At 47.7% G+C, this 15,951-nt stretch carries 13 protein-coding genes and 4 rRNA genes; 5 read left to right on the plus strand and 12 right to left on the minus strand.

The features are described 5' to 3' along the window. Positions 1–60 precede the first annotated feature (60 nt). The 5 genes from VN23_RS14460 to rnhA form a co-directional block, all read right to left on the minus strand. Positions 61–984: a bestrophin family protein gene (locus VN23_RS14460; RefSeq protein ID WP_046352167.1), complete on the minus strand. Its 924-nt coding sequence runs from the start codon at positions 982–984 to the stop codon at positions 61–63. A 205-nt stretch (positions 985–1,189) separates the two neighbouring features. Beyond that, a complete protein-coding gene (gene ispF / locus VN23_RS14465) occupies positions 1,190–1,663 on the minus strand; it encodes a 2-C-methyl-D-erythritol 2,4-cyclodiphosphate synthase (protein ID WP_046352166.1) in 474 nt (157 codons plus the stop codon). Positions 1,664–1,711: 48 nt separating this feature from the next. After that, the gene (gene ispD, locus VN23_RS14470; protein ID WP_046352165.1) at positions 1,712–2,413 is read right to left on the minus strand and encodes a 2-C-methyl-D-erythritol 4-phosphate cytidylyltransferase; all 702 of its coding nucleotides are present in this window, start codon (positions 2,411–2,413) and stop codon (positions 1,712–1,714) included. After that, entirely contained in the window at positions 2,380–3,096 is a 717-nt protein-coding gene (gene dnaQ, locus VN23_RS14475) for a DNA polymerase III subunit epsilon (RefSeq protein ID WP_046352164.1), read from the minus strand. Before dnaQ ends, ispD begins: the two co-directional genes overlap by 34 nt. After that, positions 3,096–3,539, minus strand: coding sequence for a ribonuclease HI (gene rnhA / locus VN23_RS14480; RefSeq protein ID WP_046352163.1), 444 nt, complete (start codon positions 3,537–3,539; stop codon positions 3,096–3,098). The genes dnaQ and rnhA overlap by 1 nt, the downstream gene beginning before the upstream one ends. 107 nt (positions 3,540–3,646) lie before the next feature. Here rnhA and VN23_RS14485 point away from each other — a divergent pair, with 107 nt between their 5' ends. Continuing rightward, positions 3,647–3,937, plus strand: coding sequence for a hypothetical protein (locus VN23_RS14485; protein WP_046352162.1), 291 nt, complete (start codon positions 3,647–3,649; stop codon positions 3,935–3,937). 8 nt (positions 3,938–3,945) lie between these two features. Here VN23_RS14485 and VN23_RS14490 read toward each other — a convergent pair whose 3' ends face one another. Next, positions 3,946–4,716 carry a class I SAM-dependent methyltransferase gene (locus VN23_RS14490; RefSeq protein ID WP_046352161.1) on the minus strand — a complete coding sequence of 257 codons (771 nt, stop codon included), beginning with the start codon at positions 4,714–4,716 and terminating at the stop codon, positions 3,946–3,948. 6 nt (positions 4,717–4,722) lie between these two features. On the opposite strand from VN23_RS14490, the gene gloB reads away from it, so the two are divergent. Both gloB and VN23_RS14500 read left to right on the plus strand, forming a co-directional pair. Continuing rightward, positions 4,723–5,475, plus strand: coding sequence for a hydroxyacylglutathione hydrolase (gloB, locus tag VN23_RS14495; RefSeq protein ID WP_046352160.1), 753 nt, complete (start codon positions 4,723–4,725; stop codon positions 5,473–5,475). 100 nt (positions 5,476–5,575) lie between these two features. Further along, complete coding sequence (locus VN23_RS14500; protein ID WP_052746612.1) at positions 5,576–7,132, plus strand: lytic transglycosylase; 1,557 nt, start codon at positions 5,576–5,578, stop codon at positions 7,130–7,132. Positions 7,133–7,265: 133 nt separating this feature from the next. Here the strand turns inward: VN23_RS14500 and VN23_RS14505 are convergent, their stop codons facing one another. Beyond that, positions 7,266–7,988 (minus strand): LOG family protein, encoded by a 723-nt coding sequence (locus tag VN23_RS14505; protein ID WP_046352159.1) that lies wholly within the window; start codon positions 7,986–7,988, stop codon positions 7,266–7,268. A gap of 339 nt (positions 7,989–8,327) precedes the next feature. Between VN23_RS14505 and VN23_RS14510 the strand changes: the two genes are divergently transcribed. Further along, positions 8,328–8,804, plus strand: coding sequence for an SRPBCC family protein (locus VN23_RS14510; protein WP_046352158.1), 477 nt, complete (start codon positions 8,328–8,330; stop codon positions 8,802–8,804). Here VN23_RS14510 and VN23_RS14515 read toward each other — a convergent pair. Then, positions 8,801–9,571: an HAD-IIA family hydrolase gene (locus VN23_RS14515; protein ID WP_046352157.1), complete on the minus strand. Its 771-nt coding sequence runs from the start codon at positions 9,569–9,571 to the stop codon at positions 8,801–8,803. The two genes, VN23_RS14510 and VN23_RS14515, sit on opposite strands and share 4 nt — an antisense overlap. Before the next feature lie 302 nt (positions 9,572–9,873). Between VN23_RS14515 and VN23_RS14520 the strand changes: the two genes are divergently transcribed. After that, positions 9,874–10,446 (plus strand): acetate uptake transporter, encoded by a 573-nt coding sequence (locus VN23_RS14520; protein WP_046352156.1) that lies wholly within the window; start codon positions 9,874–9,876, stop codon positions 10,444–10,446. A 91-nt stretch (positions 10,447–10,537) separates the two neighbouring features. On the opposite strand, the gene rrf (VN23_RS14525) is transcribed toward VN23_RS14520, so the two are convergent. From rrf (VN23_RS14525) to VN23_RS14540, 4 genes are all read right to left on the minus strand, one after another. Continuing rightward, positions 10,538–10,651, minus strand: a 5S ribosomal RNA gene (gene rrf, locus VN23_RS14525). A 129-nt stretch (positions 10,652–10,780) separates the two neighbouring features. Beyond that, positions 10,781–10,894, minus strand: a 5S ribosomal RNA gene (gene rrf / locus VN23_RS14530). 131 nt (positions 10,895–11,025) lie between these two features. Next, positions 11,026–13,916: ribosomal RNA gene (locus tag VN23_RS14535) — 23S ribosomal RNA — on the minus strand. A 332-nt stretch (positions 13,917–14,248) separates the two neighbouring features. Continuing rightward, a 16S ribosomal RNA gene (locus VN23_RS14540) occupies positions 14,249–15,782 on the minus strand. The 16S, 23S and 5S rRNA genes sit together here, the layout of an rRNA operon. Between the last annotated feature and the right edge of the window lie 169 nt (positions 15,783–15,951).

Here is a 15,951-nt window from a genome sequence, read left to right on the forward strand (position 1 = left end):
CCTTTTTCATCCAAAGCGCATCCAATAGCGATAACCCGCCCATCAAAGCAGGAGAGGGACTTAATCCAGAATATAATTTTTCTGCGGTAAACACGCAGGCGGTAGAGTGGTCTCTCCACGCATTTCTAAAAGGCTACGCTCGATGGTGCGGCAAATGGCATTCAGTGCTAAATCATTGGGCTCAAAACCAAAGGGTAACTCTAAAGAACTTGCGATATTTTCTAGCGCCATAAAAGTATAGGCAATAAACACTGTAATTAACGGTGTAAGAACACCACAGCTATCCACCAGCCCCAAGGGCAACAAAATACAATACATATAAATAGTGCGGTGAATCAGTACACTGTAGGCATAAGGAATAGGCGTAGTCATAATTCGCTCGCATCCGCCCTGAATATCAGATAAATGATTTAAATTAGCATCCATTGCCTGAAACAAAATAACGTCTATTTTTCCTGTGCGATACCAAACAGATAAATGCTGAGCCAATTGCACTAAAACCATTGAAGGAATATAACGCACAACACTTAACTCTTTTGCCAGTGGATAAGGCAATAAGCGATACAAATCAGAGCGAGGATCGGTACAACGTAGCTGGTGATTTAAAGCGTAAGCGAAAGCTTGTAATAATTGAGAAAACTCATGTAACTCCGCATGATCGGCAGGTAAAGAGGTCATCGACATAGCCTGCCTTTGCAAAGATCTAGCATTAATCAGCAACGCGCCCCAAAGCTTTCTTGCCTCCCAATAGCGCTCATAACTCGAGCTATTTCTAAATCCCAAAAAAATAGCTAAAGCAAGGCCAATTAAGCTAAAAGCACCTACAGATAATTGCAAACCAAAGCCTTGAGTAAAGCGATGAAAAATCACCACCCCCAAGGCACAGCTTAATACCAGCATCAATCGTGGAAAAATAGCGGGCAAAATCGATCCTCGCCAAGCGAATAAGAGGCGAAACCAATGTACAGGGGGATGCACAATCATAAGGAACACTTTCTTTAAACACAGCGCAGTCAGGATACGCTTAAAGAAAAGTATAAAAAAGACAAAGAAGTACCAATAAATTTAAATCAATTTGACTTTTATTTATAAATAAACTTTAAATATTAAATTGTATTTAAAGTTTAAATAGGGCTAAAAATCTAAGCTTCACTTGCAAAGATGCCCTGCCAGCAGCAGGGCAAGCTCATCATAGCGGCAAGAGCAGGCACACGGCCTGTGCTTCAACGGCTTCTGATGCACCCACTGGCCCTAATTTTTCATAGGTCTTGGCTTTTACATTCACTTGCCCTAGCGCCACACCCAAATCACTGGCGATATTGGCCACCATTGCCGCAATATGCGGAGCCATTTTAGGCTGTTGAATTAAGATAGACGCATCCACATTGCCAATCTGCCAGCCCGCCTCCTGCACACGGCGCACCGCTTCTCGCAACAAGACACGACTATCAGCCCCTTTAAACTCGGCAGCCGTATCAGGAAAATGCCGGCCAATATCGCCTAAGCCCGCGCCCCCTAAAACCGCATCGGTAATGGCATGCAGCAGGGCATCGGCGTCTGAATGGCCTAACAGCCCCTTATCAAAAGGAATATGCACTCCACCCAAAATTAATTTACGCCCTTCTACCAGACGATGTACGTCCCAACCTTGCCCTATTCTCATTGTTTTCTCTGTGTTGTTTAGCAGATTTCCACTCGCTTTATAACTTCTCTAGCAGCCAGCCGCCAAAATTAGCTCAGCCAAGCGCAAATCCTGTGGGTAAGTGACTTTTAAATTCCACGGGCTGCCCATGATTAATTTGGGCTGCAAGCCTAGTTTTTCTAAAGCACTCGCTTCATCGGTAATATCCGGCCCCATTCCTATCGCCAAGGCATGAGCCAATTGTGCTACGCGGAACATTTGTGGCGTTTGGGCTTGCCATAGGCCATCCCTTGGATGGGTATGTGCAATATGTTGGCCTGCCTGCGCCAGTTTTAAAGTATCCGCCACTGGCACTGCCAGAATACCGCCTACGGGGTGATTGGCCAGCTCAGCAATCATTTGGCTAACCAAGGCAGGGTCTAAGCAGGGCCGCGCGGCATCATGTACCAAGACCCAGTCATCAGGCCCTTGCAATGCGCGCAAGCCATTGAGTACCGATTCTGCACGGCTGGCTCCGCCACAGCGCAGCACTTCCAGACGCTTAAACTCGCGCCAATCAAAGCTCTCCCACCATTCATCTTCCGGCGAGATCACCACCACAATACGATCCAATTCAGAGACCTTGGCTAAAGCACACAGGGTATGCCAAATCAGCGGCTTACCCGCCAGATCGAGGTATTGCTTAGGCGTAGCCGACACCATCCGTGAACCACTGCCCGCGGCAGGAATCAGTGCGATCATTCGCTTTTTTCCATCTGCCGCCACAGGCATTCACCCTTCACGCTTTTATCTAATGCAGCCAGATACGCCTCATGCTCGGCTCGCTCTTCTGGTGTCGCCATAATAATACGTAATGGCTTACGATTGCTTTTAGCAAAAGCCAGCGCGGCATCGTTGCCCGCATAAGGGTCAAAATCAATCAGCAGGCTATCTTGACCACGCGTCAGGCCCAGATACACTTCGGACAACAACTCGCAATCGATCAGCGCGCCGTGCAGGGTACGGTTACTACGGTCGATATCAAAGAAATCGCACAGGGCATCCAGATTATTACGCTTACCCGGCCGCTGATCTTTGGCCATTGCCAAGGTATCGATCACATTATCAACATGATCTTTAAACTTGCCGCGACCAATCTTGGCCAATTCCATATTCAAAAAGGCCACATCAAAGGGCGCGTTATGAATAATGATTTCGGCACCGGCAATAAAGTCGAGGAACTCGTCAGCAATCTGCGCAAACTTGGGCTTATCCGACAGAAACTCGGTGGTTAAGCCGTGCACATTCAGCGCGCCCTCTTCACTATCCCGGCCCGGGTTGATATAGCAGTGAAAATGCCGATCTGATGAGGATAAACGCCGGTCTATCATTTCTACCGCAGCGATTTCCAAAATACGATTACCGTCTTCAACCCGCAAACCGGTTGTTTCGGTATCAAGAATAATTTGCCGCATCAGCCGCGCCCCAGCGCAACTTCTACGCCTTTATTTGCTAGCTGATCGGCGCGCTCATTGCCTTCCTGCCCCGCATGGCCCTTCACCCAGCACCATTCGATCTGGTGCTGTGCCTGTGCCGCATCCAGCTCGCGCCATAAATCGGCATTTTTAACCGGCTGCTTGGCTGCTGTTTTCCAGCCGTTTTTCTTCCAGCCATGAATCCATGTGCTGATGCCATTTTTAACATACTGTGAGTCTGTCCAAATCACCACTTCACAGGGGCGGCTTAAAATACCCAGCGCTTTAATCACGCCCATCAATTCCATGCGATTATTGGTCGTATCCAATTCACCGCCACATAATTCTTTTTGTTTATCGCCATACTGTAACCAAGCTCCCCAACCACCGGGGCCGGGATTACCTTTACACGCGCCATCGGTGTAAATCACTACTTTATTCATGCTTGTATCCTGGAAAAACGCAATGCGATGTGCTCACAACGCGGCAAAGCTCAACGCGATGAGCATCTTAACTACTTTTATTCACTCAAATATTCTGGAAAACTCAAATGAACCCTTACTTAATCATCGCCACTCTGTTTTTTAGTCATGCAGCCTTGGCTGCTCCTTTTTGCCTCTGGCCTGTGCCGGGTAGCGAAACAAAGCGCTTTATTAACCTTACCGTGGTGCAAACCATCGATATCAGTCATGAAGAGCTGCGTATTGCTTTTGACGGTGGCAATTTAGGCAGCGGTCACGAGATTAAACTCGCCATCAAAAACCAAGCAGAAGGACTTAAAATCTTACAAGAAATGCATGAAACAGCACGCCGCTGTGATCAGCCCGTCCCTAAAAACTAGCTGGCCACTTATTTTTTAAGTGTTTTCTCCTGCTGAAATTCTTGTTCTAACACATTACGCTTATCCACCCCAGCGACGGTTACTGCCCCTGTCACCGCAGGTGCTACACGCCATTTCGGACCAATTAGGCGCATGCCATGCACCCGCTTCACCATATCAAGGCAATACACACCGCCAGCAGCTGGCCACCAACGATCCCCGGCGTCTTCTAAAAACCGACTTCTGGATAACCATTTTTCTCTTTGCACCGGCAAGCCATAGCAAAGAAACTCCCCCCGCATGGTTTCAAAACCCAATAAGGCTAACCAATCTTTCAGCCTTGGCAAAGCCACAAAATTGCCACGCCAAGGCGCAGGATTTACCCCGTTTTTTAATCGACGCAGGCCCCATAAACTCCAAGGATTAAAGCCCGTAATTAGTAAACGCCCTTCTGGCATTAATACGCGCTCAGCTTCCCGTAATACGGCTTGCGGATTGGCTGCAAAATCCAGCACATGGGGCAGGATAAGCAAATCAATACTCTGATTAGCAAAAGGGAGTGCTTCGCCCATACAACGCAAAGCCACACCAGTGCTTTGCCCGGCTTGCAAACGCCACGCCATACGGTTAGCGCGCAGGCAATCGAGCTGCGGCAATTCGAGCTGCACCGCCTTATAACCAAAGATATCGGTGACTGTGCGGTCGTACCAATCCATCTCCGCACTAGCCAAATAGTGACCTAATGGGGTAGCGAGCCAATCTGCGAAGTGGTTCAATCGAGCATCAACATTTAAAGGCATTCTTTTATGATCCGCATCAGCGCTGTGCCGATTTTCGAAGACAATTATATCTGGGTTTTGCAGCAGGGCCGTTATGCCATTGCAGTAGACCCTGGCGATGCGCTGCCCTTAATCCATTATCTCAAAGAAAATCAGTTAGAACTGGCGGGGGTTTTGATTACTCACCACCATCATGATCATGTCGATGGCCTGCCCGTGCTCTGGTCACATTACCAGATGCCAGTATTCGGACCAGCCGGCATCAAAAATGTTTCCAATCCTGTGCAAGATGGCGAAACATTACATCTACTCGGCACAGATTTTAAAGTAATGGCCGTACCTGGGCACACCCTCGATCATTTAGCTTATGTCGGTGCAGATGCACTCTTTTGCGGAGACACCTTGTTTGCAGGGGGCTGTGGACGGCTATTTGAAGGCTCTGCCGCGCAAATGTATGCATCATTGCAGCGCTTGGCAGCGCTTCCTGATCACACTCTTGTTTGCTGTACCCACGAATACACACTGGCTAATCTCAAGTTCGCCCTTGCTGTAGAGCCTGATAATTTAGCACTGCAAGAGCGGATACAAAGCGATACTGCACTACGTGAGCAAGCGCTCCCTACCTTGCCATCAAGCATAGGCAAGGAAAAAGCCAGCAATCCCTATTTACGTTGCAATCAAGTCGATGTGATTCATGCAGCTCAACAGCAAAATCCGCAGGCAGAGACCGCCGTAGATGTTTTTGCTGCACTGCGCAAGTGGAAAGATAACTTCCGTTGATTTCAAAGGAATATCTGCCATTAAGCATAAACAGATTGACAAGACTAGACAGCAGCGGCAGCATCGCTCGATTATTTGTATTTATTAAGCGCAGGTACCCATGAAACAACGCATCCTTGTTGGCCTTATCTCAGGTTTCTGTTCCTTGGGTTCGTACGCTGATACCCTGGCTCCCATCAAAATCGATTACCAGCTACACAATCCCAATTTTATCCTGCAAGACGACACGCATCGCACCATCGACGCGCTGTTTTCTGAAGTAGTCAGCGCACCAGAGTACGCCGATTTATGGGCCCGTGTCCGTACAGGATTTACCATTCCGGAGCTGGATCATCAATTGGTCAGCAAATGGGAAAACTACTACGCCAGCCGCCCAGAATACCTAAACCGCATTATTAAACGCGGCACCCCCTACTTATATTATGTGGTAAATGAAGTTGAAAAACGCGGTATGCCCATGGAAATCGCGCTTTTACCTATGATTGAATCTGCCTTCAACCCACGGGCAGAATCATCGGTAAAAGCAGCAGGAATGTGGCAATTTATGCCCGCCACTGGCAAAGACTACGGATTAGAGCGTACATGGTGGTATGACGGCCGCCGCGACGTGGTAGCAGCCACCAGTGCCGCTCTGGACTACCTAAGCGGTAGTTACAGCCAGTTTGGCGACTGGCAGCTTGCCTTGGCTTCTTATAACTGGGGTCCAACGGCTGTGGCACGTGCCGTAGCTAAAAATGAAGCCGCCAGCCTTGGTACGCAGTTTATTGATTTACGCATGCCAGACGAAACACGTAACTACGTGCCCAAGCTACTAGCAGTGCGCAATATCATCGCCAATCCTGGCGCCTATGGTGTAACGCTCGAATCCCTGCCGAATAAGCCTTACTTTGCCACGCTCACCGTCGGCAAGCATATGGATGTTAAAGTTGCGGCCGAGCTAGCCGAAACACCGGTTGAAGAATTACTACGGCTCAACCCGGGTTTTATCCGCCCTGTAATTGCTTATAAAGACGATCGCTCTCTCGTCTTGCCAGTTGCCAAAGTAGCCGCTTTCCAAAAAAATCTGGCTGATTACGACAAACCACTGCTCAACTGGCAACCTTATGTCACCAAGCAAGGCGAATCATTCGAGCAACTGGCAAGCGCCTTTGGTGTTGCTGCAAGTGAGCTTAAAGAAATCAATGATATCGGTGGCCGTGAGCGTATTGCCCGTGGACAAACGATCCTGGTCCCGAAAATCACTGGCTTAGATGTGTCTGATCGACAAACCCTCACGGCCTTAGCTGCAAACCGTGCAGCAGAGCCCGTTGATACCGGAGCAAACGATAAGCCTCATGCACCCGTGCTAGCCAGTGCTGAGCATCGGGTCACCAAAGGTGACACCGTATACAATATTGCTAAGCGCTATGGAATGAATGTAGCGCTACTGCAAGCCATGAATAAGACAGAAGATGGGCAAATACAAATCGGGCAAATTTTACGTGTATCAGTGAAACGCGAGAGCGTAGCAGCTGGTAAGGATGGCCGTGAATATATCGCCAAACGCGGTGATACCTTTGCATCCATTTCAAAGCGTTATAAAGTGGCTACAGCAGATTTAAAAAAATGGAATAGCGTAAAGTCCATTCAAGCTGGCACCAAACTTGTTATCTATTAAGACTCCCCGAGCGACTTACTATTTAGCCCACAATGCTAAATAGCAAAAATAAATAATAAAGCCCTCGATCATTTGAGGGCTTTATTATTTGAAACATGCAGTATCTGATACTCAACTGAGCTTGGCGCACCATTTAATTATTTAATAATGCCCCCATCATTTGCCATTCTTCATGATGCTCGCGAATCAGCTGTACCGCATCTTCGATCGTGTCAACCACAATCGGAATCTGCATATCCACTTCACTGGCTAATCCGGCATTATTTTCAACCATATAGCGCCGCGCCCAATCAACCTGTTCATGCCACATTTCCCCCACCAGAATCAAGGGCGTATCGTAGAGCTTACGAACCTGAATCAATTGCCACACCATCGCTAGCTCTAATAGAGTACCAATCCCGCCCGAGGTCACAATAAAAGCATTAGAGCGCAAAATAAAATGATGTAAACGGGAAAAAAATGTTTTGTGCTCGTAAACCTTACCAACAAAATCGTTTACATTTTGCTCAAAATCTAAATCAACCCGAATACCTACTGAAGCTTCAGGGCGATCAGGCGCACCATCTCGCGCGCCTTCATTCGCTGCCTGCATCAAGCCAGGCCCACCGCCAGTCACAATACGGCAACCCATTGCCGCTAATTCGCTAGCCAGTTGTTTAACGGCCTCATACGATGAAGACCCCTCCTGAATACGTGCCGAGCCGAAAATAGTAACGTGATAATCTGGCGTATGTGCAGGGCGTAAACGTGCTAATTCATCGACTACATCCCACAGTTTGAGTACAGCATCGCCGACAATATCTAAAGCTTGCTCATCATCAATCACGCCAATCGGTTTATTATTTGGATTTATCATTTTTTTTATCCCATGCAACACACTAAAGATATGAACGAACTATCACTGCAAAAAATTAACAATTAGATAATCAATCCCCCATAAGAATCAGAATTATCTTTCAAGATGGCATTTATTTTGCATTATCACAAATGAATTTTTATAAAAATAAATTGCTATCCGCACTAAATTATATACACATAAAAATAATTATCCAAAGTACAATTACAACTACAATTTATATTGTTTGATCACAGATCACTGCAGCACGCCCCCATATCTACAGAGCTTGAAATAAATGCTACTGTTCAATGAGTGCAGCACGGCATTCGCTATACTAGCGGTTTAAGGAGAGTTATTTTGCAGCTAGAACACTTGATCGCGGTTAATGACCCGTCTAACGATTTTGCCCTGAGCAGAGCAACGCTCTGGCAAGGTTTAGTACTGCGTGCAGAAGCGCCTGATCTATTTATGGCCCATATAGACAGCGTAGAAATTATCGAACGCAGCGATATCCATCTGCTGCGAAAAATCACCATTGGCGCGATGCAAATTCAAGATCGAATTCATTTAGTCAACGAATTGCATGTTCGCTACGATACCGAACCCAGCGAGCAACATGCGGGCGGCACTTTGCTTATGAAAATTGAAGAGCCCGAAAGCAATATGCTATTTGTACGTTTTCATTACCAAACGCCAATGGATGATCAGGGTGAGGAAGAAGAGTACGCAAAATATCTAAAAGCCGCTTGGCAGCAGGCCGACTTAGAAACCATTAGAAAAATTCGTGAATTAGCCGCAGAAGGCCGGTTTGATGCGCCGGCCACCCCAGCCTAAAGCGCAGTAAAATCAATCTCCCCGACATGATTGAACACATAATCCGGCTTATACGGGAATTGTTCGATCATCTCGGTGTTTGATACCCCGGAAAGCACTAAGGCGGTTTTCATTCCTGCCTCCATCCCTCCTACAATATCCGTATCCATCCTGTCACCAATCATCAGAGTATCTTCTGGATGCACGCCCAATTTGCGTGTCGCCAATGTCATCATTAAGGCATTAGGCTTGCCCACAATATATGGCGTCTTGCCGGTAGCGGCTGAAATCGCAGCGAGAATCGTCCCTGCAGCAGGCTCACTCCCGCCCTCAACCGGATCAATCATATCAGGATTGGTACCAATAAATTTCGCGCCCCCATCAATAAAGCGCACTGCTTTTTTCATTTGATCAAAATTAAAACTGCTTGATTTCGCCACCACCACATAATCAGGCTTACTTTCCGAAATAGAAAAGCCCACATTATATAGCTCGTTAATTAAGCCTCCACCACCAATAATAAAAACGGTAGCACGCTCTTTCTGGCTACGCAAAAACATTGCAGTAGCCATTGCACTGGTAATAAAGTTTTCTTCGCTCAGCCCATGAATACCCAGGGCTTCCAGTTTTAGCTTCAAATCAAGCGGCGTTTGCTCCGCATTATTAGTCAGAAACAAAAAAGGAAGTTTGCTGCTTAATAAGCGCTGGACAAATTCATTTGCGCCAGGGATTAATTGCTTGCCACGGTAAATCACACCATCCATATCAGAAATAATACTCTTAACCATTTCCCTCTCCTTATAAATAAATCATTGCCTTAGGCTTACCCAAGCTTACTCTTACAGCTATTTTATTAACAGGCCAATACGCAACACTCCGTCTTTTATCTGATATAAAAATAATGAAGACTAAGAAGATTCAAGGCACAGCATTATTACAAGGCAGTTCAGCCTAAATCAAACTAATGCATTAAAAACAAATAGATAGCACCGTTCAGAAGGTAAATACTGCCAAGTTAATCTATGCCAAATTTTTATATGAAGAAGCTCGGTATAATCGCGCCTCTTTAAAAATTCAAACAGAACTTAATATGTCTCAGACTCTTCATACCCAGGATCAAACCGCCAATCCAGCCCCATTAGGATTACTGGGGTTTGGCATGACCACCGTGCTGCTCAATCTGCACAATGCAGGTATAACTGAGCTCAGCGCAATGATCTTAGCCATGGGCATTTTTTATGGGGGCATAGCCCAAGTTATTGCAGGTATTATGGAATGGAAGAAAGGGAATACCTTTGGCACCGTCGCATTCACCTCATACGGCATGTTCTGGCTTACTTTGGTAGCACTACTGCTCTTACCCAAGCTAGGCCTTGCAGAAGCCAGCTCTGCCAACAGCATGACAGCCTACCTCACCATGTGGGGCATCTTTACCGCATTTTTATTTATTGGCACACTTAAACTAAATAAAGCCACTCAATTTATTTTTGGATCACTCACAATTCTTTTTGCCTTATTGGCCATTGGCGATTACACAGGCAGCCCGGTTATTAAACAAATCGCGGGAATTGAAGGGATCATTTGCGGCGCATCCGCTATTTATGCTGCAATGGCCCAGATCTTAAATGAGATGTATGGCAAAACAATATTGCCACTAGATTAATGATGTAAAACCCAAACAAAAAGCCCCGATATCAAACGATATCGGGGCTTTTTTTGGTCTGAACAAATCTTAAACTTGCTCAATATAAGGTGTCTGGTAATGACCTACTTTCACACAGGTAATCTGCACTATCATCGGCGCTAAGGTGTTTCACTGTCCTGTTCGGGATGGGAAGGAGTGGGGCCACCTTGCTATGGTCACCAGACTTAAACGGTCTGTACTTGCTCATTATGCTCAGCAAGTAATCTAATTTGTTGTAGCAAAAACAACTGCTTCACTAATAGCAAAACCCCCGCCTCTTTCGAGTACGGGGGTTCTGTTTACTGCATAAGGTGTCTGGCAATGACCTACTTTCACACAGGTAATCTGCACTATCATCGGCGCTAAGGTGTTTCACTGTCCTGTTCGGGATGGGAAGGAGTGGGACCACCTCGCTATGGTCGCCAGACTTTAACGGGTTAACACGTTGTGCTTATTGCTCCACAACGCATTCAGTTCAATAGAAGAAGTAATTCAATACTCAAACTTAACTCTTAATCTGGGTAGATTATACCGTCGCGCACACGCGTCTCAGGTTATAGGATCAAGCCTTACGGGCAATTAGTATCGGTTAGCTTAACACATTACTGCGCTTCCACACCCGACCTATCAACGTCCTGGTCTCGAACGACCCTTTAAAAGGCTTAAAGCCTTGGGGAAATCTCATCTTGAGGCGAGTTTCGCGCTTAGATGCTTTCAGCGCTTATCTCTTCCAGATTTAGCTACCCGGCGATGCCACTGGCGTGACAACCGGTACACCAGAGATCTGTCCACTCCGGTCCTCTCGTACTAGGAGCAGCCCCCCTCAAATTTCCAACGCCCACTGCAGATAGGGACCAAACTGTCTCACGACGTTTTGAACCCAGCTCACGTACCACTTTAAATGGCGAACAGCCATACCCTTGGGACCGGCTACAGCCCCAGGATGTGATGAGCCGACATCGAGGTGCCAAACTCCGCCGTCGATGTGAACTCTTGGGCGGAATCAGCCTGTTATCCCCGGAGTACCTTTTATCCGTTGAGCGATGGCCCTTCCATTCAGAACCACCGGATCACTATGTCCTGCTTTCGCACCTGCTCGACTTGTCTGTCTCGCAGTTAAGCCGCCTTATGCCATTACACTATCAGTACGATGTCCGACCGTACCTAGGCGACCTTCGAGCTCCTCCGTTACAATTTGGGAGGAGACCGCCCCAGTCAAACTGCCTACCATGCACGGTCCCCGATCCGGATAACGGACCAAGGTTAGAACCTCAAAGGGGTCAGGGTGGTATTTCAAGGACGACTCCACACAGACTAGCGTCCATGCTTCAATGTCTCCCACCTATCCTACACAAACCACTTCAAAGTCCAATGCAAAGCTACAGTAAAGGTTCACGGGGTCTTTCCGTCTAGCAGCGGGGAGATTGCATCTTCACAAACATTTCAACTTCGCTGAGTCTCAGGAGGAGACAGTAGGGCCATCGTTACGCCATTCGTGCGGGTCGGAACTTACCCGACAAGGAATTTCGCTACCTTAGGACCGTTATAGTTACGGCCGCCGTTTACTGGGACTTCAGTCAAGAGCTTGCACCCCATCATTTAATCTTCCAGCACCGGGCAGGCGTCACACCCTATACGTCGTCTTTCGACTTTGCAGAGTGCTGTGTTTTTGATAAACAGTCGCAGCCCCCATTTCTCTGCGACCCATTTCTGCTCCAGCCGCAAGGGCCTTCACATACTCTGGGCTCACCTTCTCCCGAAGTTACGGTGATAATTTGCCGAGTTCCTTCTCCTGAGTTCTCTCAAGCACCTTAGAATTCTCTTCCTACCCACCTGTGTCGGTTTGCGGTACGGTCAATATAAAGCTGAAGCTTAGAGGCTTTTCTTGGAAGCATAGGATCAATCACTTCAGTCCGAAGACTTCGTCGTCACGTCTCAGCGTTAAAGCAGCCCGGATTTGCCTAAGCCACACGCCTACTCGCTTAAACCACCTATTCCAACAGATGGCTGACCTACCTTTCTCCGTCCCCCCATCGCACTTTACATCGGTACGGGAATATTAACCCGTTGTCCATCGACTACGCATTTCTGCCTCGCCTTAGGGGCCGACTCACCCTGCGCCGATGAACGTTGCGCAGGAAACCTTGGGTTTTCGGTGTGCGGGCTTTTCACCCGCATTATCGCTACTCATGTCAGCATTCGCACTTCCGATACCTCCAGCATCCTTCTCAAGACACCTTCGCAGGCCTACGGAACGCTCCTCTACCATATGCACATCGTGCATATTCGCGTCTTCGGTTATCAGTTTGAGCCCCGTTACATCTTCCGCGCAGGACGACTCGACCAGTGAGCTATTACGCTTTCTTTAAATGATGGCTGCTTCTAAGCCAACATCCTGGCTGTCTATGCCTTCCCACCTCGTTTTCCACTTAACTGATTATTTGGGACCTTAGACGGCGATCTGGGTTGTTTCCCTCTTGACCATGGACGTTAGCACCCACAGTCTGTCTCCCATGCTCGCACTTGACGGTATTCAGAGTTTGCCATGGTTTGGTAAGTCGCGATGACCCCCTAGCCATAACAGTGCTTTACCCCCGTCAGTGATACATGAGGCACTACCTAAATAGTTTTCGAGGAGAACCAGCTATTTCCAAGTTTGTTTAGCCTTTCACCCCTATCCACAGCTCATCCCCTAATTTTGCAACATTAGTGGGTTCGGACCTCCAGTGCGTGTTACCGCACCTTCATCCTGGCCATGGATAGATCACTTGGTTTCGGGTCTACGCCCAGCAACTATGCGCCCTATTCGGACTCGGTTTCCCTACGCCTCCCCTACTCGGTTAAGCTTGCTACTGAACGTAAGTCGCTGACCCATTATACAAAAGGTACGCAGTCACCCCATTTTTCAAGGGCTCCCACTGTTTGTATGCATCCGGTTTCAGGTTCTATTTCACTCCCCTCCCGGGGTTCTTTTCGCCTTTCCCTCACGGTACTGGTTCACTATCGGTCGATGATGAGTATTTAGCCTTGGAGGATGGTCCCCCCATCTTCAAACAGGATTTCTCGTGTCCCGCCCTACTTGTCGCATGCTTAGTACCAACCAATCTTTTTCGTGTACGGGGCTATCACCCACTGTCGCCAGACTTTCCAGACTGTTCCACTAAAGTTTGATTTATCACATGCAGGCTCTTCCCATTTCGCTCGCCACTACTTTGGGAATCTCGGTTGATTTCTTTTCCTTCGGCTACTTAGATGTTTCAGTTCGCCGAGTTCGCTCTACACTGCCTATGTATTCAGCAGTGAGTGACCCAAAAGGGCCGGGTTTCCCCATTCGGATATCTACGGATCAATGCTTATTTGCCAGCTCCCCGTAGCTTTTCGCAGGCTAACGCGTCCTTCTTCGCCTATCATCGCCAAGGCATCCACCAGATGCACTTAGTCGCTTGATCCTATAACCTCAAACACGTGTTGCACTCTATTCGTCAATGAAGACGAGCAAAGCGATTCACATCCTTAAAGTATCTGATTTCGCTTTGTTTGCGACATCGATCATTCAGTTCTGACTTCGAATAATCGATTTTGATACAATCTACCCTTATTTATTTCTAAATTTGAGTATTACTTCTTCTATTTTTTTAAAGATCAATTTACTGTCTTGCTGATTTTAGAAATCAGAATTAATGTGACTTTGATAAGCCCTATTAATTCCGAATCCTATTCAACAATCCTTAAACCTACAGTCGATGAGTGTGAGTACTCAATCCAAAAGACTTTTCTCTTGAAAGGAGGTGATCCAGCCGCAGGTTCCCCTACGGCTACCTTGTTACGACTTCACCCCAGTCATGAATCCCACCGTGGTAAGCGGCCTCCTTACGGTTAGCCTACCTACTTCTGGTGAAACCCATTCCCATGGTGTGACGGGCGGTGTGTACAAGGCCCGGGAACGTATTCACCGCGACATGCTGATCCGCGATTACTAGCGATTCCGACTTCATGGAGTCGAGTTGCAGACTCCAATCCGGACTACGATCGGTTTTATGAGATTAGCTCCACCTCGCGGCTTGGCAACCCTCTGTACCGACCATTGTATGACGTGTGAAGCCCTAGCCATAAGGGCCATGAGGACTTGACGTCATCCCCACCTTCCTCCGGTTTGTCACCGGCAGTCTCCTTAAAGTGCCCAACTAAATGGTAGCAACTAAGGACAAGGGTTGCGCTCGTTGCGGGACTTAACCCAACATCTCACGACACGAGCTGACGACAGCCATGCAGCACCTGTGTTCAAGTTCCTTGCGGCACTCCTCTATCTCTAAAGGATTCTTGACATGTCAAGGCTAGGTAAGGTTTTTCGCGTTGCATCGAATTAATCCACATCATCCACCGCTTGTGCGGGCCCCCGTCAATTCCTTTGAGTTTTAGCCTTGCGGCCGTACTCCCCAGGCGGTCTACTTCACGCGTTAGCTGCGTTACTAAGGAACGAATTCCCCAACAACTAGTAGACATCGTTTAGGGCGTGGACTACCAGGGTATCTAATCCTGTTTGCTCCCCACGCTTTCGTGCATGAGTGTCAGTATTAGCCCAGGGGGTTGCCTTCGCCATCGGTGTTCCTCCGCATCTCTACGCATTTCACTGCTACACGCGGAATTCCACCCCCCTCTGCCATACTCTAGTTGAACAGTTTGCAATGCAATTCCCAGGTTGAGCCCGGGGCTTTCACATCACACTTAATCAACCACCTGCGCACCCTTTACGCCCAGTAATTCCGATTAACGCTTGGACCCTACGTATTACCGCGGCTGCTGGCACGTAGTTAGCCGGTCCTTATTCTTCCGGTACTGTCATCCCCAATGGATATTAGCCACTAGGATTTCCTCCCGAACAAAAGCGCTTTACAACCCGAAGGCCTTCTTCACGCACGCGGCATTGCTGGATCAGGCTTGCGCCCATTGTCCAAGATTCCCCACTGCTGCCTCCCGTAGGAGTCTGGACCGTGTCTCAGTTCCAGTGTGGCGGATCGTCCTCTAAGACCCGCTACAGATCGTTGCCTTGGTGAGCCTTTACCTCACCAACTAGCTAATCTGATATCGGCCGCTCTAATAACGAGAGGTCTTGCGATCCCCCTCTTTCCCCCTCAGGGCGTATGCGGTATTAGCTATCCTTTCGGATAGTTATCCCCCATTACTAGGTACGTTCCGATATATTACTCACCCGTTCGCCACTCGTCAGCGGTGCAAGCACCCTGTTACCGTTCGACTTGCATGTGTAAAGCATGCCGCCAGCGTTCAATCTGAGCCAGGATCAAACTCTTTAGTTTAATCACTATGCTAGTACTTACTGGCTTACTTTATTCAGAGCAACCATCGCTGGTTACTCCTTACTAATGCAAGCACTTGTTTCGCTTCCAAATCAAGCACTCACACTCATCGACTGTATTTTTTTAAAGATCGTTTCGCCACTGCTCGAACACTGTGTTGCTGTGTGTG

The organism is Janthinobacterium sp. B9-8, from assembly GCF_000969645.2.
GTDB lineage: Bacteria > Pseudomonadota > Gammaproteobacteria > Burkholderiales > Chitinibacteraceae > Iodobacter.